The sequence below is a fragment of the Bradyrhizobium iriomotense genome, assembly GCF_018129405.1.
Lineage (GTDB): Bacteria > Pseudomonadota > Alphaproteobacteria > Rhizobiales > Xanthobacteraceae > Bradyrhizobium > Bradyrhizobium iriomotense_B.
On record NZ_JAFCLP010000008.1, the window covers coordinates 181,114 to 202,301 of the forward strand.

Genomic DNA, 21,188 nt, shown 5'->3' on the forward strand with positions numbered 1-21,188 from the left:
AGACCGAGATGCCGGCCGCGCGCTCTGTCCACCTCTCCCATCGGGAGAGGTCGGCGCATAGCGCCGGGTGAGGGGCGACGGTCCCTCGATAGAGCACAACCCCTCACCCGATTTTCTGGCGCAAATCGACCTCTCCCTCCGGGAGAGGTGGTTCTTCGCTACTGAGATACTGGAGGCAAGAATGAGCACGTATAAAGACGTCAGCGTCGAAAAAGTTGGACACGTCGGCACCATCGAGATCCGCCGCCCGCCGCTCAACTTCTTCGACATCTCGCTGATCAACCAGATCGCCGATGCGCTCGACGAGTTCGACCGCGACATCGAGATCCGCGCCTCGGTTCTGTCGGCGCAGGGCAAGGCGTTCTGCGCCGGCGCCAATTTCGGCGACCCGGCGCGGCAGGCGCAGGAAGCGCGCGAGGCCGAGCAGGCCAAGAAAGGCGATCCGGCCGACAATCTCGGGCCGATCAGCCATCTCTACATCCAGGCCGTGCGCATCTTCCGTGCCAAGAAGCCGATCGTCGCCGCCGTGCAGGGCGCGGCCATCGGCGGCGGGTTGGGCCTCGCAGTGTCGGCCGACTTCCGCGTCACCTGCCCCGAAGCGCGCTTCTCCGCCAACTTCACCAAGCTTGGCTTCCATCCCGGCTTCGGCCTGACCGTGACGCTGCCCGAGCTGATCGGCAAGAACAACGCCGAGCTGATGTTCTACACCAGCCGCCGCGTCACCGGCGACGAGGCCTATAAATGGGGCCTCGCCAACGAGCTTGTGCCGCAGGACCAGGTGAAGGCCGCCGCGATGAAGCTCGCCGGCGAGATCGCCGAATGCTCCCCGCTCGGCCTGCTCTCGACCCGCGCCACGTTGCGCAATGGCCTAGCCGACCGTGTCATGGCCGCGACCAATCACGAGCTCGCCGAGCAGACGCGATTGCGCGCGACGGAGGACTTCAAGGAAGGCGTGAAGGCCACCGAGGAGCGGCGCGCGGCGAATTTTAAGGGAAGGTAATCGCGCGCTTCGCCGGATCACTCAGGCATCGCAACATTCTCAATCGTCGTCCTGGCGAAAGCCAGGACCCATTACCCCAGGGAGAGGTTGTAGCGCGAAACTCTCAACCACGAGTCCTCGTCGAACTCCTCCCTGGGGTAATGGGTCCTGGATCAGCGCTCGCTCCGCTCGCTTGTCCAGGACGACGTGAGGAGACTGGCTACGAAGGCGCGAACTCAGGCGCCAAGCCTGAATGTCACCCCGCCCAGCAAGAACTCATTGCCGGCGACCGCGAGCCCCTTTGCCTTGGCGGTATGGAGCACCTGGGCCACGTCAGCCACCCGAAACTCCAGCGCGCTCATGATCTCGCTGGCGCCCTTGACGAAGCGGAAGGTGGCATTGGGCAACTTCAGTTCGGCCTCGTCATTCGGCGCAATCCCGATGATCTTGCCCCAATGCTCCGCAAGCCCTCGCGGTTCCGGGCTCTGCATCTCCACACCCGTCAGCGCCTGCGTCACATCCGTGCGGATGAATTTTTGCCAGTCCGGTCCCGCCGGCGGATACGCTCCCAGAATGTCATCGCTGCCTTCGGTGTGGTTGAACTCGATGAAGGCGGCGCGGCAGTCGCGCGGGTGAAGCTGCACGCCGTGATAGGGCGCGTGGTCGATCACGTTGGCGGTGCGCACGCCGAGCGCATTTGCATTGCGGCCGCGCTCGTCGGGATCATCGCAGCAGAAGATCGCCATGTAGCCGCCGCGGCCGCCGGTCTTCTCGATGAAGCGGCCGGCCGTGGTGCCCTCCTTGAACGGCGCCACCACCTCCAGCAGGATCGTGTCGACCGGGAGCAGCGCGTTCTCCAGGCCGTACTTCGCGACATTACCGTCGCGGTAGCAGACGGCGAGACCCATGATCCTGGCGATGTCGGAGATCACGGGCTCGAGCTGCGGCGCGACCAGGCAGATCTGGCGCAAGCGCATGTAGGACGCCATCGTCACTCGCCCCTGAAGGCGGGCTTGCGCTTCTCGACGAAGGCTTTTGCAGCCTCCTTGTGATCGGCGGTGTCGCCGCAGCGGGTGTGATGGATCGCTTCGCCGTCGAAGCAGTCCTCCAGCGCCAGATGCTCGGCATTGTTGATGTTGCGCTTGATGTAGCCGAGCGCGATCGAGGGCCCCTGCGCCAGCGACAGCGCCAGCTCGTGCGCGGCGGCGTCGATCTCGGCATCGGGCACGACCTTCGTCACCATGCCGATGGCGTGCGCTTCCTTCGCAGTGAGCACCGGCGACATCAAATACAGCTCGCGCGCCCGTGCGCTGCCGAGCAGCTGGGTGAGGAAATAGGTGCCGCCATAATCGCCGGAGAAGCCGACTTTGGCGAAAGCGGTGGTGATCTTGCAGGATTCGCTGGCGATGCGCAGATCGCAGGACAGCGCCATCGACAGCCCGGCGCCGGCCGCCGCACCGTCGAGCTGCGCCACCACCGGTTTCGGCATCTGGTGCAGGATGCGCGAGACCTCCATGCCGCGGCGCAAATTCGCGAGCTTCTGCTCGAACGGCAGCGGCGCGCGGCCCTCCGCCATCGACTTGACGTCGCCGCCGACGCAGAACGAGCCGCCGGCGCCCTTGAACAGCACCGCGCGCACGTCAGGATCGTCAGCCGCGCGCCGCGCCGCCTCGACCAGCCCGCGCACCATGTCGGGGTTGAGCGCGTTCTTCCGCTCCGGACGGTTCATGGTGATGGTGAGCAGCCCGCCTTCGAGCTTTTGCAGGACCATGTCGTTGCTCACAGGACGTCTCCCTTGTTGTTGTGTATCTCCGTCGTTCCGGGGCGCGCAACGCGCGAACCCGGAACCTCGAGATCCCGGGTTCTCGCTTCGCGAGCCCCGGGATGACGTCGTGACTTACGTCACGCCGTCACTTCTTCACCAGCGGACAGCGCGACTGCTCCAGCGACTGGAACGCCTCGCTGCCGGGCACGGTGGCGAGCAGCTTGTAGTCGTCCCAGCGGCCCTTGGACTCCGACGGCTTCTTCACCTCGAACAGGTACATGTCGTGGATCATGCGGCCGTCCTCGCGGATCTTGCCGCCCTTGGCGAAGAAGTCGTTGATCGGCGTTTCCTTCATCACCTTCATCACCGCGGCGGCATCGGTCGTGCCGGCCGCCTTTACGGCCTTGAGGTAATGCGTCACGGACGAATAGACACCGGCCTGCGCCGAGGTCGGCGGCCGCTTGACCCGCTCCATGAAGCGCTTCGAGAATGCGCGCGTCTCGTCGTTCATGTCCCAGTAGAACGCTTCCGCCAGCAGCAGGCCTTGCGCGGTCTCCAGCCCGATCGAGTCGATGTCGGTGACGAAGGCGAGCAGCGGCGAGACCTTCTGGCCGCCCTTGGTGATGCCGAACTCGGCCGCCTGCTTGATGGCGTTGACGGTGTCGCCACCGGCGTTGGCGAGGCCGATCACCTTGGCCTTCGAGGCCTGGGCCTGGAGCAGGAACGACGAAAAATCCGAGGTGTTGAGCGGATGACGCACGCTGCCGACCACCTTGCCGCCGGTCTTGGTCACGACGTTGCCGGTGTCCTTCTCCAGATCCTGGCCGAAGGCGTAGTCCGCGGTGAGGAAGAACCAGGTGTCGAGGCCCGACTTCACGGCCGCAAGGCCGGTGACGTTGGCCTGTCCGAACGTATCGAACACGTAGTGGATGGTGTAGGGACCGCAGGCCTCGTTGGAGAGACGGATCGAGCCCGGTCCGTTGAACATGATGATCTTGTTGCGCGCTTTCGCGATCTCACCGGCGGCGAGCGCGGTGGCGGAGGCGGCGACGTCGTAGATCATCTCGACGCCCTGATTGTCGAGCATGTCGCGGGCGATGTTGCCGGAGAGATCCGCCTTGTTGAGATGGTCGGCCGCCAGCACCTGGATCTTGCGGCCGAGCACCTCGCCGCCGAAATCCTCAACGGCCATCTTGGCCGCAGTCTCGCTGCCGGGACCGGTGATGTCAGCATACAGGCTCGACATGTCGAGGATGCCGCCGATCTTGAGTGGCGGCTTGTCCTGGGCCTGCGCGGCGCTCGCACTCAGGGCAAACGCAGCGGCAAAAATGCCGGACAAAATATTCTTCATCGAAAAAGACCTCCCTTATCGCGCCGTGCTCTGATGGCGGCTTGGTTATTGCTGTTGCCGCAATCATGCCGCATGCGCGAGAGCGCAGCAAGCACGGGGTGCTGCAAGTGCACGATTGCCGCGCGTGTTTTCCGCAAAGCGGAATGGTGGCGTGCGGCAAGATGTTTCCGTGCCGTCATTGCGAGCGCAGCGAAGCAATGACGATGCGTGAGGCAATGACGAAGCGTCACGCGAACTGCCGTAGGGTGGGCAAAGGCGCGCTCTTCGCGCCGTGCCCACCAGCCGGAGCGACGAACCGGAGACGTGGGCACGCTTCGCTTTGCCCACGCTACGAGTGCCCCTTCGTCGCTGGCACCGTTTGGGTTAAGGTCGCGGCGCAACGCAACCTCTCCGGGCAACGTGACACGACTGTTTCACCTCATCGCCGCATTACTCCTCACCGCAAGTCACACCGCGTTCGCGGCACCGTGCCAGGTCGAGTCACAAGGCGAAGGCCGCGTCGCCGCGATCGTCGATGCGCGCAGTGTGCGCCTCGACGACGGTCGCGAAGTCCGCCTCGCCGGCATCGAGCCGACGGCGACAACGAAGCACGCGCTGACGTCGCTGCTCGCCGGCCGCGACGTCACGCTGCGAAGCGCCGACGACACGCCCGACCGCTACGGCCGCCAGGGTGCGCTGGTCTTCATCGGTGAAAGCGACACCTCGGTGCAGGCCGCACTGCTGGCCCAGGGCGAGGCCATCGCCTCAGCCGAAATCGCCGACAGGGACTGCGCGGCCGCCCTGCTGGCGTCGGAGGCCCAGGCTAGGCGCCAAAAAATGGGCAACTGGGCTGACCCATCGGCCATAAAAAACGCGGAAAGTCCGGACGATATTTTGGCGGGGATCGGGCGCTTTATGGTGGTCGAGGGCAAAGTCCTGTCGGTCCGGCAAGCTGGGGCAATGACCTACCTCAACTTCGGACGGAACTGGACACGCGGCTTTGCCGTGATTATTTCAAAGCGCACGCTACCGGCATTCGAAAGCGCCGGCATCGCCCTTAAGTCCTTGGAGAATCGGCGTATTCGGGTCCGAGGCTGGGTTGAGGGGAGTACGGGGCCGCGTATCGATGTGCGTCTCTTGGGACAGGTTGAATTGCTGGGTGCAAATGAGCCTACTGGGGTAAGGCCTTAACGGCCGGGCACGGGTTAAGCGACGTGAATGGGGTGCTAGAACGGCACGGACTGGGTGATTGCCGCCGCCTGCGGGCTGCGCCGGCTGCGCTTTGCCTTGCGCTCGGCGGGTTTCTCGCCGGCTGCGGCGACATGAACCGGTTCCAGACCGCCGCCGCCCCGCCGACGGTCGCGATGCCCAAGCCGAAGCCGGCCGTCGCGCAGACACCCGCCACCGAGAAGGAGCACGAGCGCATCCTGGCGAGCTATGGCGGCGCCTATGACGACCCCCGGCTCGAATCCCTTGTCAGCAAGACCGTCGACCGGCTGGTCGCCGCGTCCGACCGTCCCGACCAGGGCTACAAGGTCACCATTCTCAATTCCGGCGCGGTGAACGCCTTCGCGCTGCCGAACGGCCAGCTCTATGTCACACGCGGCCTGCTTGCACTCGCCAGCGACACCTCGGAATTGTCCTCCGTGCTCAGCCACGAGATGGCACATGTGCTCTCCAAGCACGCCGCGATGCGCGAGGACCAGGCGCGCCAGGCCGCCATCGTCACCCGTGTCGTCACCGACATGAGCAACGACCCTGATCTTACCGCGCTCGCGCTCGCCAAGACCAAGCTCACCATGGCGAGCTTCTCGCGCAACCAGGAGTTCGAGGCCGACGGCATCGGCGTCGGCATCTCTGCGAAAGCACATTTCGACCCTTATGGAGCCGCGCGCTTCCTGTCGGCGATGGAGCGCAATGCCGAGCTGAAGGCCGGCAAGAGCTCGCTCGATCCGCGCGCGCAGGATTTCACCTCGTCGCATCCGGCAACGCCGGAGCGCGTGCAGAATGCGCAGAACATCGCACGGCAATACGCCGCGCCCGAGGGCGCCGAGCGCGACCGCGAGAGCTATCTCGCCGCGATCGACAATCTCGTCTACGGCGAAGACCCCAGCGAAGGCTTCGTCCGCGGCCGCCGCTTCCTGCATCCGAAGCTCGGCTTCACCTTCCAGGCGCCTGATAATTTCACGCTCGACAACACCGCGCAGGCCGTGATCGGCGTGCGCGACGGCGGTTCGCAGGCGATGCGCTTCGACGTCGTGCGCGTGCCGGCCGAGCAGTCGCTCGGCGACTACCTGAATTCGGGCTGGATGGAAGGCGTCGAGAAGGCCTCGACCGAGGATCTCACCATCAACGGCTTCCCGGCCGCGTCCGCCACCGCCAAGGGCGACCAGTGGCAGTTCAAGGTCTATGCGCTGCGCTTCGGCAGCGACGTCTACCGCTTCATCTTCGCGACACGGCAGAAGTCGACCGAGAGCGAGCGCAACGCACGGGAGACCGTCAACTCATTCCGCCGCCTGACGCTCGACGAGATCCAGGCCGCGCGCCCGCTGCGCATCAAGGTCATCACCGTGCAGCCCGGCGACACCGTGGAATCGCTCTCCCACCGCATGTCCGGCGTCGATCACCCCGCCGAACGCTTCCGCGTGCTCAACGGCCTCGACCGCACCGCGCAGGTGAAGGTGCGGGATCGCGTGAAGATCGTGGCGGATTGAGGCTGCGCTCGCTCCGCGAATTCCGCCGTCGTCCCGGCGAAGGCCAGGCGAAGGCCGGGACCCAGCCACAGGGTAAGATTTGGCGAAGACTCGGAGTTGTCAGCCCGCCTCATAACCCCGCCCTGGGGTTATGGGTCCCGGCCCCCGTGCGCAATTGCGCACTAGGCCGGGACGACATCTGTTTATGCCGCGCCGGCTCGATCCTAACTAGCCGCCCGCGTCCATGTCGCCCGCCTCGCGCTGGCCGCTGAGCCAGAGCGCGAGCAGGGTCCAGAACGCGCCGGACAGCAGATACGCACCCGAGGCGATGACGCCGAGATTGGTGGCGAGCAGCAGCGCAACCAGCGGGGCGAAGCCGGCACCGAACAGCCAGGCCATGTCGGAGGTCAGCGCCGAGGCCGTGTAGCGGTACATCTGCTTGAAGTTCGAGGCGATCGCACCCGAGGACTGGCCGAAGGAGAGGCCGAGCAGGATGAAGCCGATCACCATGTAGATGGTCTCGCCGAACGCGCCGGCGTCGAGCAGCTGCGGCGCGAAACCGCTGTAGATCGCGATCGCGATCGCCGATCCCATCAAGAGCGACTTGCGGCCGACGCGGTCGGCGATGACGCCGGAGGCAACGATCGCGGCGACGCCGAACACGGCGGCGACGATCTCGATGATCAGGAATCGCACCGGGCTCTCGCGGGTGAACAGGAACACCCAGGACAGCGGGAACACCGTGACCATGTGGAACAGCGCGAAGCTCGCCAGCGGCGCGAACGCGCCGAGCATGATGTTGTGACCTTCGCGCGCGACGGTGTCGGAGATGCGCGAGGGCTGCAATTCGCGGGTCTCGAACAGCGAAGCATATTCCTCGGTCGTCACCATGCGCAGGCGCGCGAACAGCGCCACGACGTTGATGGCAAACGCAACGAAGAACGGATAGCGCCAGCCCCAGTCGAAGAAGTCGTCGGCCGAGAGGTTGCCGGCGAAATAGGCGAACAGCGCGCTCGCCACGATCAGCCCGAGCGGAGCACCTAACTGCGGCACCATCGCGTACCAGCCGCGCTGCGAGGCCGGCGCATTCAGCGCCAGCAGCGAAGCCATACCATCCCAGGCACCGCCCCAGGCCAGACCCTGCGCGATGCGCGCCAGCGCCAGCAGCCAGATCGCGGCAACGCCGATCTCGTGATAGCCGGGCAGGAAGGCGAGCGCGACGGTGGCGGTGCCGAGCAGGAACAGCGCCGAGACCAGCTTGGCCGTCTTGCCGTACTCCCGGTCGACCGTCATGAAAATGACGGTGCCGATCGGACGGGCCAAAAACGCCAGCGCGAAGATCATGAAGGAATAGAGGGTGCCGGTCAGTTCGCTCGTGAACGGGAACACCAGGCGCGGGAACACGATCACCGAGGCGATCGCGAAGACGAAGAAGTCGAAGAATTCCGAGGTGCGCCCGATGATGACGCCGATGGCGATCTCGCCGGGACTGGCCTGGTCGTGGCCGTGCTCGCCCGAGTGGAGGTCTGCCATTGCGGGGGTCTGTGCCGTCGCCATTCGTGCGCCCTTAACGTCCTGAAAACCAAAGCCGACCGCCCCGGCGAGAAGCCAGGCAATCGGGCCCTGTCTGGCCCAACATTCCGCACTGCAACATTGGACAAATTGTCCAATGTCCGGATTGCTGCGTCGCAGCTACCCGTTGGCCCCGCAAAGGAAACTCATTCTCAAAGGCTCGGCCCGTGTCTCGTCTCAAGATCCTGGCGCTACTACCCCTGGCAGTTGCGCTCAGCGGCTGCAACTACGTCGTGCTGGCGCCAGCCGGCGACATCGCTGCCCAGCAGCGCGACCTCGTCATCATCTCCACCGTCCTGATGCTCCTGATCGTCATCCCCGTGATGGCGCTGACGGTGCTGTTCGCCTGGCGCTACCGCCAGTCCAACACCTCGGCCCGCTACGAGCCGGAATGGGATCACTCGACCAAGCTCGAGCTGGTGATCTGGTCGGCCCCGCTGCTGATCATCGTTTGCCTAGGCGCGCTGACCTGGATGGGCACGCATCTGCTCGACCCCTATCGCACCCTCGGCCGCATCAAGGCGGAGCAGGCCGTGGACCAGTCCAAGGCCCCGCTCGAGGTCGACGTCGTCGCGCTCGACTGGAAGTGGCTCTTCATCTATCCGGACTACGGCATCGCCACCGTCAACGATCTGGCCGCTCCGGTCGATCGTCCGATCAATTTCCGCATCACTGCCTCCTCGGTGATGAACTCGTTCTACATCCCCGCGCTTGCCGGCCAGATCTATGCGATGCCGGGCATGGAGACCAAGCTCCATGCCGTCGTGAACCACGCCGGCACCTACAAGGGCTTCTCGGCCAACTACAGCGGCGCCGGATTCTCCGGCATGCGCTTCAACTTCCAGGGCCTCGACGACAAGGGCTTTGACGCCTGGGTCGCGCAGGCCAAATCCGCCGGTGGCTCGCTCGGCCGCGCCGAATATCTCCAGCTCGAGAAGCCCAGCGAGAACGAGCCGGTGCGCCGCTACGGCACGGTCGATTCCGATCTCTACCGCCTGATCCTCAACATGTGCGTCGAGACCGGCAAGATGTGCCAGAGCGAGATGATGGCGATCGACGCCAAGGGCGGTCGCGGCCATGAGGGCCTGAACAACACCCTGCCGCTCACCTACGACAAGCACGCCCGCCGCGGCACCCCGCTCGGGCCCGAGCCGACCTTCGTCGCCGGCACCTGCACGCCGGAAGCGCCGCAGGGTCAGACCACCGCGTCGATCAAGGCCCCGACCGACATCGCGCCGCTCCTAGGTGCCGGCCTGAAGCGGCCGACCTTCGCGCCGCTGAAGTCCTCGTCCTTCTTCCTCGGACAGCGTCCGAAGTCAGACTCCTAAAGAGAGCTCGCATGTCTCCTGATCTTCTCAAGCTCATCTTCGGCCGGCTCGGCCTCGAATCGTTGCCGCTGCACGAGCCGATCGTCGTCGGCACCTTCGTGGTGGTCGCGCTCGGCGGCGCCGCGCTGCTCGGCGGCCTCACCTACTTCCGCCTCTGGGGCTACCTGTGGCGCGAATGGTTCACCACCGTGGACCACAAGCGCATCGGCATCATGTACATGATCCTCGGCATCGTGATGCTGCTGCGCGGCTTTGCCGACGCGCTGATGATGCGCGGCCAGCAGATGCTCGCCTTTGGCGGCTCCGAAGGCTATCTCAACGCCCATCACTACGACCAGGTCTTCACCGCCCACGGCGTGATCATGATCTTCTTCGTGGCGATGCCGCTGGTCACCGGCTTGATGAACTACGTCGTGCCGCTGCAGATCGGCGCGCGCGACGTGTCGTTCCCGTTCCTGAACAATTTCAGCTTCTGGATGACGGTCGGCGGCGCGGTGCTGGTGATGGCCTCGCTGTTCATCGGCGAATTCGCCCGCACCGGCTGGCTGGCTTATCCGCCGCTGTCGAACATCGGCTACAGTCCTGACGTCGGCGTCGACTATTACATCTGGGCGCTGCAGGTCGCCGGCGTCGGGACGACCTTGTCCGGCATCAACCTGATCTGCACCATCGTCAAGTTGCGCTGCCCCGGCATGACCATGATGAAGATGCCGGTGTTCACCTGGACCTCGCTCTGCACCAACATCCTGATCGTTGCCTCGTTCCCCGTTCTGACCGTCGTGCTCGCGCTGCTCTCGCTCGACCGCTACGTCGGCACCAACTTCTTCACGAACGATTTCGGCGGCAGCCCGATGATGTACGTGAACCTGATCTGGATCTGGGGCCACCCCGAGGTCTACATCCTGGTTCTCCCGGCCTTCGGCATCTTCTCGGAAGTCACCTCGACCTTCTCCGGCAAGCGGCTGTTCGGCTACACCTCGATGGTCTACGCCACGGTGGTCATCACCATCCTGTCGTACCTGGTGTGGCTGCACCACTTCTTCACGATGGGTTCGGGCGCCAGCGTCAACTCGTTCTTCGGCATCACTACGATGATCATCTCGATCCCGACGGGCGCGAAGATGTTCAACTGGCTGTTCACGATGTATCGCGGCCGCATCCGCTACGAGCTGCCGATGATGTGGACGATCGCCTTCATGTTGACCTTCGTGGTCGGCGGCATGACCGGCGTGCTGCTCGCGGTGCCGCCGGCCGACTTCGTGCTGCACAACAGCCTGTTCCTGATCGCGCATTTCCACAACGTGATCATCGGCGGCGTGGTATTCGGCGCCTTCGCCGGTATCAATTACTGGTTCCCGAAGGCGTTCGGCTTCAAGCTCGATGTGTTCTGGGGCAAGCTGTCGTTCTGGTTCTGGGTCGTCGGCTTCTACCTCGCCTTCATGCCGCTCTATGTGCTCGGCCTGATGGGCGTGACCCGCCGCCTGCGCGTGTTCGACGATCCGTCCCTGCAGATCTGGTTCGTCATCGCCGCGATCGGTGCCTTCCTCGTCTTCCTCGGCATCCTCTCGATGCTGATGCAATTCGCAGTGAGCCTCCTCAAGCGCGAGCAGCTCAAGGACGTCACCGGCGATCCCTGGGACGCGCGCACGCTGGAATGGGCGACCTCCTCGCCGCCGCCGGACTACAACTTCGCCTTCACCCCCGTCGTTCACGACAACGACGCGTGGTGGGACATGAAGAAGCGCGGCTACCAGCGTCCGCTCACCGGGTTCAAGCCGATCCACATGCCCAGCAGCACCGGCACCGGCGTCATCCTCGCCGGTCTCGCCACCGCGATGGGATTCGGCCTGATCTGGTACATCTGGTGGCTGGCGGCTGCGAGCTTCCTCGCGATGCTCGTCGTCGGTATCGGACACACCTTCAACTATCACCGCGACTTCGACATTCCGGCTGAAGACGTCATCCGGACCGAGGACGCGCGCACCAAACTGCTCGCCGGAGCCAAGTAAATGACTGTTGCTGTCAATCCCACGCAAACCGGCGAGCCGCTGTTCTATCTCGCCGACGAACACCCGCATCCGGAAGGCTACAGCACCTCGCTCGGCTTCTGGATCTATCTGATGAGCGATTGTCTCATCTTCGCGATGCTGTTCGCCGCCTTCGGCGTGCTCGGCGCCAACTACGCCGCCGGGCCCGCACCGAAGGACCTGTTCGACCTCGACCTGGTCGCGGTGAACACCTCGATGCTGCTGCTGTCGTCGATCACGTACGGTTTTGCGATGCTGGCGATGCAGCAGAACAAGATCGGCCAGACGCAGATCTGGCTGGCGATCACCGGTCTGTTCGGCGCTGCCTTCATCGGCATCGAGCTCACTGAGTTCGCCCACATGATCCACGAAGGCGCCACGCCCCAGCGCAGCGCCTTCCTGTCCGCGTTCTTCACTCTGGTCGGCACTCACGGCCTGCACGTCAGCTGCGGCCTGATCTGGCTGGTGACCCTGATGGTGCAGGTCGGAAAGTTCGGCCTGATCGAGGCCAACCGCCGCCGCCTGATGTGCCTGTCGATGTTCTGGCACTTCCTCGACGTGGTCTGGATCGGCGTCTTCACCTTCGTCTATCTCCTGGGAGTTCTGCGATGAACACCGATACTCACGCAGCCCACGCGGGCGACCATCACCACGACGACGGCCACGCCCACAGCACGTTCTCGGGCTACATGCTCGGCTTCGTGCTCTCGGTGGTGCTCACCGCGATCCCGTTCTGGCTGGTCATGAGCGGCGCGCTGCCGAGCAAGCAGATCACCGCGCTGGTCATCATGGCCTTCGCGGTCGTGCAGATCGTGGTGCACATGGTCTACTTCCTGCACATGAACGCCAAGTCCGAGAATGGCTGGACCATGATGGCGCTGATCTTCACCATCGTCATGGTGGTGATCGCGCTGTCAGGTTCGCTGTGGGTGATGAGCCACCTCAACAGCAACATGATGCCCATCCACCAGATGAGCGGAATGAAGTGAGCAGGGCTCTGACGTGAGCAAGACTCGGACTGTGACGAGCAAGGCAACGGACGCGCCCCGCAAGACTGCGCGCCCGTCCTTGTGGCTCACGGTCCTCTCGCTCGCGGCCTTTGCAATTCTGATCGCCCTCGGCGTCTGGCAAATCGAGCGCCGCACCTGGAAGCTGGCGCTGATCGACCGCGTCGAGCAGCGCGTCCATGCCCCGGCCCAGCCGATCCCCGCGCCCGCGGCGTGGCCCGCAGTGAACGCGGCAAGCGACGAATACAGGCATGTCAGCGTCACCGGCCGCTTCCTGCATGACCGCGAGACGCTGGTTCAGGCCGTGACCGAGGAAGGGCCCGGCTATTGGGTGCTGACGCCGCTTCAGCGCGGTGACGGCACGCAGGTCCTTATCAACCGCGGTTTCGTGCCGACCGAACGGCGCGACGCGTCGACGCGCCAGGCCGGCAATCCCGAGGACCAGGTCGAGATCACCGGCCTGTTGCGCATCACCGAGCCGAAAGGCGGCTTCCTCCGCAACAACGTGCCCCAGCACAACCGCTGGTACTCGCGCGATGTCGCTGCGATCGCGGCGGCACGCGGCCTCCACGATGTCGCACCCTTTTTCGTCGATGCCGACGCCGGATCACAAAGCGCCGGCGCGCCCATCGGCGGATTGACCGTGATCCGCTTTCCCAATAACCACCTGATCTATGCGCTGACGTGGTTTGCCCTGGCTTTCATGCTGGCCGGTAAACTTTTCGTCACATTCGGCGGCGGGCTGTTCCGCCGCAAGAAAGCCCGGAAGGGCTTCGTCCACGAACCGGCCGGCGGCCCTGATGCCTCCGCCCGCAGGACGGGATCAGATGCTGGAACGATCGTCGAACAGGCCTGACGACGGAAGAACGTCTTCCCAACCGCTTGGCGAGCTGGCCGTCACGCTGCAATCGCAGGCGGACGCGCGCAGCGAGCTAATCGGCGCTGCGCCCACCGACGACGAGACCAACCGCAAGAACATGGCGCTGCTGATCCAGCTGCGCTGGACCGCCGTGGTCGGCCAGATCGTGACCATCGGCGGCGTGCATTTCTGGCTCGGCATTCCCTTGCCGCTGGAGCGGATGGGCGCGGTGATCGGCGCACTGGTGCTGCTCAACGTCTCGAGCCTGATCTGGGTCCGCCATCGCGCCGCGATCTCCAGCAACGAGCTGCTGGTCGCCTTGATGCTCGACGTCGCCGCGCTGACCGCGCAGCTTTACCTCAGCGGCGGCGCGACCAATCCCTTCACCTCGCTGTTCCTGCTCCAGGTGACGCTGGCTGCCGTGCTGCTCGATGCCCGCTCGACCTGGTCGCTGGTGGCGCTGACCTGCGCATGCTTCGTCTGGCTGACGCTGGCCTACCGGCCGCTCGAGCTGCCGCCGAACCCGATCAGCGAGACCTACAGCCTCACCGTGACAGGCATGCTGCTCGGCTTCATGCTCAACGCCGTGCTGCTCGTCGTGTTCGTGACCCGCATCAACAGGAACTTGCGCGAGCGCGACGCGCATCTGGCGGCGCTGCGCCAGCATGCGGCCGAGCAGGATCACATCGTCCGCATGGGCCTCCTGGCCTCCGGCGCCGCCCACGAGCTCGGCACACCGCTGGCCTCGCTCTCGGTCATCCTCAGCGACTGGCGCCGCATGCCGGACCTTGTCGCCAAGCAGGAGCTCGCCGAGGACCTCGCGGAGATGGAGACCTCGCTGCAGCGCTGCAAGTCGATCGTCACAGGCATCCTGGTGTCGGCCGGCGAAGCCCGCGGCGAAGGCTCCTCGCCGACCACGGTGACGGCTTTCGTCACTGCCCTGGTCGAGGAATGGCGCGACGCGCGTTCGGCCCGCACGCTCTATTTCGTCAACACCTTCGGCGAGGACGTCGCGATCGTCTCCGACATCGCACTGAAGCAGGTGATCTTCAACGTGCTCGACAACGCCTATGAAGTCTCGCGCGAATGGGTCGAGCTGCTGGCCGAACGCGAGGGCGACAATCTCGTGCTGTCGATCAGCGATCGCGGCCCGGGCTTTGCGCCGGAGATGCTGGCGCAGCTCGGAAAACCCTATCACTCCAGCAAGGGCCGCGCCGGCGGAGGGCTCGGCCTGTTCCTGGTGGTGAACGTGGTGCGGAAGCTCGGGGGCACCGTGACCGCGGAGAACCACAGGAAGCGCGGCGCCACGGTGCGTCTCACCCTGCCGCTCGCAACGCTCGCGATCGGAGGCAGCTTTGACGCCTGACCGTTCGCTCATCGTCGTCGAGGACGATGCTGGCTTCGCGCGCACGCTGAAGCGCTCGTTCGAGCGCCGCGGCTACGAGGTCGTGCTGGCCGCCTCGATCGAAGAGGTGCGCAAGGTGCTGGAGGAGCGTACCTTCGGCCATGCCGTGGTGGATCTCAAGCTCGGCGGCGCCTCGGGGCTCGCCTGCGTCGAGCTGCTGCACACGCACGACGAGGACATGCTGATCGTGGTGCTGACCGGCTTTGCCAGCATCTCGACCGCCGTCGAGGCGATCAAGCTAGGGGCCTGCCACTACCTGGCAAAGCCCTCCAACACCGACGACATCGAAGCCGCCTTCCACAAGGCCGAAGGCAACGCCGACGTTGCGCTCGATACGCGGCCGACCTCGATCAAGACGCTGGAATGGGAACGCATCCACCAGACGCTGATCGAGACGGATTTCAATATTTCGGAGGCGGCGCGAAGGCTCGGGATGCACCGGCGCACGTTGGCGCGGAAGCTCGAGAAGCGGCCGGTGAAGTGAGAGACGCTGTCTCCTCTCGTCGTCCCGGCGAAGGCCGGGACCCATACCGCGGAATCTATCGTTGCGATCGATAGAAGTACCGAACGACGTGTCTTCGCCAAACCACTGCTTGGGAGTAAGGGTCCCGGCCTTCGCCGGGACGACACTGAGTTTGCTGAGCCGTCATCGCGGATGACGCGTCATCCCGCCCACAAACCCCAAACAAAAAGCCCGGCCGAGCGGCCGGGCTTTTGATCTCTTGCAATCGACGTGGGCTTACGCCGCCTCGTCGGCGACGGTGGTGTCGTCGCCATCGGTATCGTCGGCATCGCCCTCGGCATCCGCCTCGCCCTCGGCGGCTTCCGCCTTGGCGTTGCGGCGCGGGCTCTTGGCGAGCTGGGCCTCGATCTCCTTGACCGCTTCGGTCTCGGTCGAGTGCTGCACCACCGCGATCTCGCGGGAGAGACGATCGAGCGCCGCTTCATAGAGCTGACGTTCAGAGTAGGACTGTTCCGGCTGCGACTCCGAGCGGTAGAGGTCGCGTACGACTTCCGCGATCGCGACGATGTCGCCCGAATTGATCTTCGCTTCGTATTCCTGGGCGCGGCGCGACCACATGGTACGCTTGACGCGGGCGCGGCCCTTCAGCGTCTCGAGCGCCTTCTTGACGAGCGCGGGCTCGGACAGCTTGCGCATGCCGACGTTGGCGACCTTGGCGGTCGGAACGCGCAGCGTCATCTTGTCCTTGATGAAGTTGATGACGAACAGCTCGAGCTTCGCACCGGCGATCTCCTGCTCCTCGATGGCCAGGATCTGGCCGACGCCGTGAGCGGGATAGACGACGAATTCGTTGGCCTTGAAGCCCTGGCGCTGGGTCACGACCTTCTTTTCCTCGACCTTCGGCGCAGCAGCGGGCTTGGCGGCCGGCTTGGCAGCAACGGGAGCCTTGGCAGGAGCAGCAGCAACAGGGGCCTTCGGCGCGGGCTTGGCAGCGGGAGCCTTGGCAGCAGCAGGCTTGGAAACGGTCGCTTTCGCGGCCGGCTTGGCAGTCTTGTTAGGCATTGCGCTTCTTTTGTTCTTCGAGGACTTTGCAGCCGGCGCCTTCGTCGCGGTCCGACCCTTGGATGCGCTACGGCTGGCCGCGGCGACTTTTTTGGCCTCCTTATGGGAAGCCCTCGCTGAAGTACTCTTTTTACGCGTTTTCTGTGACACAGCCTGCGCGCGGAAACTGCCACGCCCCTGTTCGACATTTGGTTTCACGGGAACCCGGCGGGGCCAACTGGGCTGACGAGGGTTCGGCTTAATGTGCCCAATATAGCACATTTCCCGCAAAAATCAATGATTTAGGGGTCTTGAGGGCTGGTTTTCGGCCGCAACGAAGGTATTAGGGTTAAGTTTGGGCGCGGATTAGTCGCCGGAGCCGGGGTTCGGAGAAAAATATTTCTCGAACTTGCCTTCCATGCCGTCGAATTCCTTCGCGTCGGCGGGTGATTCTTTCTTCTGGGTGATGTTCGGCCAGCTCTTGGCGTAGTCGGCGTTGACCTGGAGCCACTTTTCGAGGCCCGGTTCCGTGTCCGGCTTGATGGCGTCGGCGGGGCATTCCGGCTCGCACACGCCGCAATCGATGCACTCATCGGGGTGGATGACGAGCATGTTGTCACCCTCGTAGAAGCAGTCGACCGGGCAGACCTCGACGCAGTCGGTGTACTTGCACTTGATGCAGTTTTCAGTGACGACGTAAGTCATCCAACGCTCCGAAAAGCTCTTTTAAAAGTCGCGGCTTGCGTAGCGCGGATGGCCCGGCGCCGCAAGGTCGGCAAGGCCCGATCATGACGGCTTTATGTGTTTGATCGACCAAGAAATGAATTCGAAGCGCAATTAATTGCGTTTCGCTTCACTCAGCTCCTCATAGAGCACGCGCGCCGAGGCGGCATCGCCGCGGCGCTCGTTGAAGCCTGTGACCTTCAACACGCGCACGGTGCGGTCGAGCGCGATAGTGAGGACGTCGCCGAGCTTGACCGCATGGCCGGGCGAGGTCTCACGCGCGCCGTTGATGCGGACGTGGCCCGATGCGACCAGCTCGGCCGCGGAGGTGCGCGCCTTCACCACCCGCGCGTGCCACAGCCATTTGTCGAGACGTTGCCGCTCGGTCGTCGTGGGACTACTCCTTGCGCCCCGAGAGCTGCTCCTTCAGCGCGGCGAGTTTTGCGAAGGGCGAGTTGGGATCGATCGGACGATCGCGCTCGCGCGGGTTCGCGCTGGAGGCGTAGGGCCGCAGCGACGGACCTGACTCGCGATCGCGACGATCGCGGCCCTTGTCGCGGTCGCGGCCACCACGGTGTTCGCGGCCGCCGTCACGATCGCCGGGCTTGCCCTTGCCCCGATCACGATCCTTGCCCTCGAAGCGGCGGTTGTTGTCGCTGCGCTGCTCGCGGCGATCGCCGCCACCCTCTTCGCGGCCCTTGCGGAAATCCTTGCGATGCCCGCCATGACGATGGCGCTCACCGGGCTTGCCGCCTTCGGCAGCTTCGCCGGACGCAGCCTCCGCGGGCGCGCTGCCGGCTTCAGCACCGGCCTGCGGGCGCGACTGATGATGGTGCCGCTGGTGACGATGGCGCTCGTGGCGCGGCTTGCGATCCTCGTGACGGCCACCGGGACGCCAGACCTCGACCAGCTCGGGCTCGGCGGGCGTGGCAGCGGCTTCGACAGGCGCGGCAGCATCGGGCGATGCGACAGCTTCCGTCGCGGCGGTCTCTGCAGGCGCGGCTTCCAGGCCGGCAGCCTCAATGGGTGCAGCCGCCTCTTCGGCCGGCGGCGCGATGCCGGGGGCATCTTCGGGCGTGACGGGCGCTTCAGGAGAAGCTTCGAGCGCCGGCTCCTCATGGGCGGGCTCGTCGTGCTGCTCCATGCCGGGCGCGTCTTCGACGGTGACGGCTTCGACGGACACAGCCGCCTCTTCCGGCAAGCCTGCAGCGGCCTCCGCGGCGGTCTCGGTTGACGTCTCCGCGCTGCCTTCAGCGGGCGGCGTCTCGGCAGCGACCGTCTCGGCAGCGGGCGCCACCGGCTTCACCGGCGGCGGCGGACGCTTCTCCATGCGATAGCCGAGCGCGCGCAGCACCGAGGCAAAGTCCTCACCCGCCGAACCCGTGAGCGAGGTCATCGCCTGGGTCACCACAAAACTGCGGCCGTCGAACGCACCGGCGGGCTTTTCGCCGGGCGAGTTCTCGCGCCAGGCCAGCGCCGGGCGGATCAGGTCGGCAAGACGCTCCAGGATGTCGACGCGCACGGCGCGCTCGCCGGCCTGCTTGTAGCCGAGCACGCGATAGGCATCGCGCGGCAGCTGCTTGTCGACCGGGAACGAGGTGCGGCCCGACGAGGCCAGATGCTGCGCGCCCGAGAGCGCGGACAGATCGACATTGTCCTGCTTCAGCGCCCACAGGAGCGCTGCGAGCGCGCGCGCGGCGGGCTTGAGCAGGCCGGGGAAATAGATGTGGTAGGCACCGAAGCGGACGCCATATTTGCGCAGCGTCGCGCGCGAGGGCTGGTCGAGATCCTTCAGCTCGTTCGCGATCTTCGGACGCTCGAGCACGCCGAGCGCCTCGACCAGCTGATAGGCGATGCCGCGGGCAATGCCGGTGACGTCCTCGGCCTTTGAGAGCTCGAACATCGGCCCGAGCAGCTTTTCGATATGGGTCTTGAGCCAGAGGTCGAGCCGCGCCTGCACCTTCTCGCGAGGGCCGCCGGTGAGGCGCTCGTCGGAGATGATGCGGATGCGCGGATGCAGCGCGTCCTCTGCGGCAGACAGCCGCGCCACGGCATCGCCGGTCCAGCGGATGGTGCCTTCCGAGGTCAGCACGAACTGCTCGTCCGGCGCGTTGCCCAGTTTTTCGGCGCGCGTGTTGATCTCGCCGGCGAGCACCGCTTGCGCTGCAGCCTGCAAGGCTTTCGCATCGGAGCCGGCCTCCGCCGCATCCGGTGCAAAGGTGAAGCCGTCGAGGCGGCCGATGACATGGCCTTCGACGATGACTTCGCCGGTCTTGCCGATTTCAGTATTCAAGCTCGTGTTCTCCCGCAGGCGGCGCATCAATACACTGGTCCGACGATCAACGAAACGCTCAGTCAAGCGTTCATGGAGCGCATCCGATAATTTATTTTCGACCTCCCGCGTGATCCCCTGCCAGCGTTCGGGGTCTTTCAGCCAGTCCGGGCGGTTGGCGACGAAGGTCCAGGTGCGGATCTGCGCGATCCGGGCCGACAGCGTGTCGATGTCGCCGTCGATGCGGTCGGCCTGCTCGACCTGGGCCGCGAACCAGGAATCGGGAATGCATCCCTTCCGCATCAGGAAGCCGTACAGCGTGGTCACCAGCTCGGCATGGGCGGCCGGCGACAGTTTCCGGTAATCGGGGACCTGGCAGGCCTCCCAGAGCCGTTCCACCGCGGCCTTGCCATGCGCGATATCGCGCACCTCGACGTCGCGGGCGGCATGATCCAGCACGCGCATGTCCTCGGCGATCGGCGCGCGCGCCAGCGCCTCATGCCCGGGCGACTGGTTCAGCGACACCTGGAGCGCGCCGAGCGAGGAGAAATCCAGCTTCGAGTTGCGCCATTGCAGCATCTTCACGGCGTCGAAGGTGTGGTTCTGCAGCGCATTGACGAGCTCGGGCTCGAACGGTGCGCAGCGGCCCGTGGTGCCGAAGGTGCCGTTGCGCGTGGCCCGGCCGGCGCGCCCTGCGATCTGCGCGAATTCGGACGGCGTCAGGCGGCGGAACTGGTAGCCGTCGAACTTGCGGTCGGAGGCAAACGCAACGTGGTCGACGTCGAGATTGAGGCCCATGCCGACGGCGTCGGTGGCGACGAGGTAGTCGACGTCGCCGTTCTGGAACATCGCCACTTGCGCATTGCGCGTGCGCGGCGACAGCGAGCCCAGCACGACGGCAGCGCCGCCGTGCTGGCGGCGGATCAGCTCGGCGATGGCGTAGACCTCGTCGGCGGAGAACGCGACGATGGCGGTGCGGCGCGGCTGGCGCGTGATCTTGCGGTCGCCGGCGAATTCGAGGCTGGACAGCCGCGGGCGCGTGATCATGGACACGCCCGGCAACAGGCGCTCGATGATCGGGCGCATGGTCGCAGCGCCCAGCAGCAGCGTCTCGTCGCGGCCGCGGCGGTTGAGGATGCGGTCGGTGAAGACGTGGCCGCGTTCGAGGTCGGAGGCGATCTGCACCTCGTCGACGGCGAGGAAGGAGAGATCGAGGTCGCGCGGCATCGCCTCGACGGTGGAGACCCAGTAGCGCGGGTTCTTCGGCTTGATCTTCTCTTCGCCCGTCACCAGCGCGACGCTCTCCACACCGGCGCGATCGGCGATCTTGTTGTAGACCTCGCGCGCGAGCAGGCGCAGCGGCAGCCCGATCATGCCCGAGGGATGCGCCAGCATCCGCTCGATGGCGAGATGGGTCTTGCCCGTGTTGGTCGGCCCGAGCACCGCAGTGACGCCCGCGCCGGGTGCGCGCTCGGAAGCGAAGGGGGAGGGAGAGAAGGCCATGTCTGGGAGATTAGGTAGTGCCGATTTGGGCGAATGTCAGTGCTGTTTGGGGCGGTGAGGCGACTGGGGTGTGAGCTGAGGCGCGAAGCGCTTGGAAGTCACCTCGCCCCGCCTGCGGGGAGAGGTCGGCGCGAAGCGCCGGGTGAGGGGGACTCTCCGCGAACCCGTCTGTCACCATCCTCGTGGAGACTCCCCCTCACCCCGACCCTCTCCCCGCAAGC

17 protein-coding genes and 1 pseudogene are annotated in these 21,188 nt (G+C 65.4%); 10 read left to right on the forward strand and 8 right to left on the reverse strand.

Annotated features, from left to right (window positions below; translation table 11 throughout):
• Positions 1 to 181: 181 nt before the first annotated feature.
• Entirely contained in the window at positions 182 to 1,000 is an 819-nt protein-coding gene (locus JQ592_RS19075) for an enoyl-CoA hydratase/isomerase family protein (RefSeq protein WP_211404342.1), read from the forward strand.
• A 215-nt stretch (positions 1,001 to 1,215) separates the two neighbouring features.
• Here JQ592_RS19075 and JQ592_RS19080 read toward each other — a convergent pair whose 3' ends face one another.
• The 3 genes from JQ592_RS19080 to JQ592_RS19090 all read right to left on the reverse strand — a co-directional run bounded on the left by JQ592_RS19080 (position 1,216) and on the right by JQ592_RS19090 (position 4,095).
• Positions 1,216 to 1,968, reverse strand: coding sequence for a hypothetical protein (locus JQ592_RS19080; protein WP_211404343.1), 753 nt, complete (start codon positions 1,966 to 1,968; stop codon positions 1,216 to 1,218).
• A gap of 2 nt (positions 1,969 to 1,970) precedes the next feature.
• Complete coding sequence (locus JQ592_RS19085) at positions 1,971 to 2,762, reverse strand: enoyl-CoA hydratase (RefSeq protein WP_349630474.1); 792 nt, start codon at positions 2,760 to 2,762, stop codon at positions 1,971 to 1,973.
• Positions 2,763 to 2,889: 127 nt separating this feature from the next.
• On the reverse strand, positions 2,890 to 4,095 hold the full coding sequence (locus JQ592_RS19090) for an ABC transporter substrate-binding protein (protein ID WP_211404344.1): 1,206 nt from the start codon (positions 4,093 to 4,095) through the stop codon (positions 2,890 to 2,892).
• A gap of 399 nt (positions 4,096 to 4,494) precedes the next feature.
• Here JQ592_RS19090 and JQ592_RS19095 point away from each other — a divergent pair, with 399 nt between their 5' ends.
• Both JQ592_RS19095 and JQ592_RS19100 read left to right on the forward strand, forming a co-directional pair.
• Entirely contained in the window at positions 4,495 to 5,265 is a 771-nt protein-coding gene (locus JQ592_RS19095; RefSeq protein ID WP_349630475.1) for a thermonuclease family protein, read from the forward strand.
• Positions 5,266 to 5,396: 131 nt separating this feature from the next.
• Entirely contained in the window at positions 5,397 to 6,788 is a 1,392-nt protein-coding gene (locus JQ592_RS19100; protein WP_246820530.1) for a M48 family metalloprotease, read from the forward strand.
• A 207-nt stretch (positions 6,789 to 6,995) separates the two neighbouring features.
• Here the strand turns inward: JQ592_RS19100 and JQ592_RS19105 are convergent, their stop codons facing one another.
• Positions 6,996 to 8,324, reverse strand: a complete 1,329-nt coding sequence (locus JQ592_RS19105) for an MFS transporter (RefSeq protein WP_211404345.1) — start codon at positions 8,322 to 8,324, stop codon at positions 6,996 to 6,998.
• 182 nt (positions 8,325 to 8,506) lie between these two features.
• Here JQ592_RS19105 and cyoA point away from each other — a divergent pair, with 182 nt between their 5' ends.
• From cyoA to JQ592_RS19140, 7 genes are read left to right on the forward strand one after another with little or no spacing between them, the layout of a single operon-like run.
• Positions 8,507 to 9,667, forward strand: a complete 1,161-nt coding sequence (cyoA, locus tag JQ592_RS19110; RefSeq protein ID WP_211404346.1) for a ubiquinol oxidase subunit II — start codon at positions 8,507 to 8,509, stop codon at positions 9,665 to 9,667.
• An 11-nt stretch (positions 9,668 to 9,678) separates the two neighbouring features.
• Positions 9,679 to 11,676, forward strand: coding sequence for a cytochrome o ubiquinol oxidase subunit I (gene cyoB / locus JQ592_RS19115; RefSeq protein WP_211404347.1), 1,998 nt, complete (start codon positions 9,679 to 9,681; stop codon positions 11,674 to 11,676).
• On the forward strand, positions 11,677 to 12,306 hold the full coding sequence (gene cyoC / locus JQ592_RS19120; protein ID WP_211404348.1) for a cytochrome o ubiquinol oxidase subunit III: 630 nt from the start codon (positions 11,677 to 11,679) through the stop codon (positions 12,304 to 12,306). It abuts the gene before it with no gap.
• Entirely contained in the window at positions 12,303 to 12,683 is a 381-nt protein-coding gene (cyoD, locus tag JQ592_RS19125) for a cytochrome o ubiquinol oxidase subunit IV (RefSeq protein ID WP_211404349.1), read from the forward strand. Before cyoC ends, cyoD begins: the two co-directional genes overlap by 4 nt.
• A 13-nt stretch (positions 12,684 to 12,696) precedes the next feature.
• On the forward strand, positions 12,697 to 13,557 hold the full coding sequence (locus JQ592_RS19130) for an SURF1 family protein (protein ID WP_211404350.1): 861 nt from the start codon (positions 12,697 to 12,699) through the stop codon (positions 13,555 to 13,557).
• A complete protein-coding gene (locus JQ592_RS19135; protein WP_211404351.1) occupies positions 13,529 to 14,926 on the forward strand; it encodes an ATP-binding protein in 1,398 nt (465 codons plus the stop codon). The genes JQ592_RS19130 and JQ592_RS19135 overlap by 29 nt, the downstream gene beginning before the upstream one ends.
• Complete coding sequence (locus JQ592_RS19140; protein WP_211404352.1) at positions 14,916 to 15,449, forward strand: response regulator transcription factor; 534 nt, start codon at positions 14,916 to 14,918, stop codon at positions 15,447 to 15,449. Before JQ592_RS19135 ends, JQ592_RS19140 begins: the two co-directional genes overlap by 11 nt.
• A 255-nt stretch (positions 15,450 to 15,704) precedes the next feature.
• Here the strand turns inward: JQ592_RS19140 and JQ592_RS19145 are convergent, their stop codons facing one another.
• The 4 genes and pseudogenes from JQ592_RS19145 to JQ592_RS19160 all read right to left on the reverse strand — a co-directional run bounded on the left by JQ592_RS19145 (position 15,705) and on the right by JQ592_RS19160 (position 20,967).
• Positions 15,705 to 16,490 (reverse strand): CarD family transcriptional regulator, encoded by a 786-nt coding sequence (locus tag JQ592_RS19145; protein ID WP_211404353.1) that lies wholly within the window; start codon positions 16,488 to 16,490, stop codon positions 15,705 to 15,707.
• A 345-nt stretch (positions 16,491 to 16,835) separates the two neighbouring features.
• Positions 16,836 to 17,174 (reverse strand): ferredoxin FdxA, encoded by a 339-nt coding sequence (gene fdxA, locus JQ592_RS19150; protein ID WP_018643465.1) that lies wholly within the window; start codon positions 17,172 to 17,174, stop codon positions 16,836 to 16,838.
• A 132-nt stretch (positions 17,175 to 17,306) separates the two neighbouring features.
• Positions 17,307 to 17,576, reverse strand: a pseudogene (locus tag JQ592_RS19155) (RNA-binding S4 domain-containing protein); the annotation flags it as partial.
• A gap of 13 nt (positions 17,577 to 17,589) precedes the next feature.
• Positions 17,590 to 20,967, reverse strand: coding sequence for a helicase-related protein (locus JQ592_RS19160; protein WP_211404354.1), 3,378 nt, complete (start codon positions 20,965 to 20,967; stop codon positions 17,590 to 17,592).
• Positions 20,968 to 21,188 lie beyond the last annotated feature (221 nt).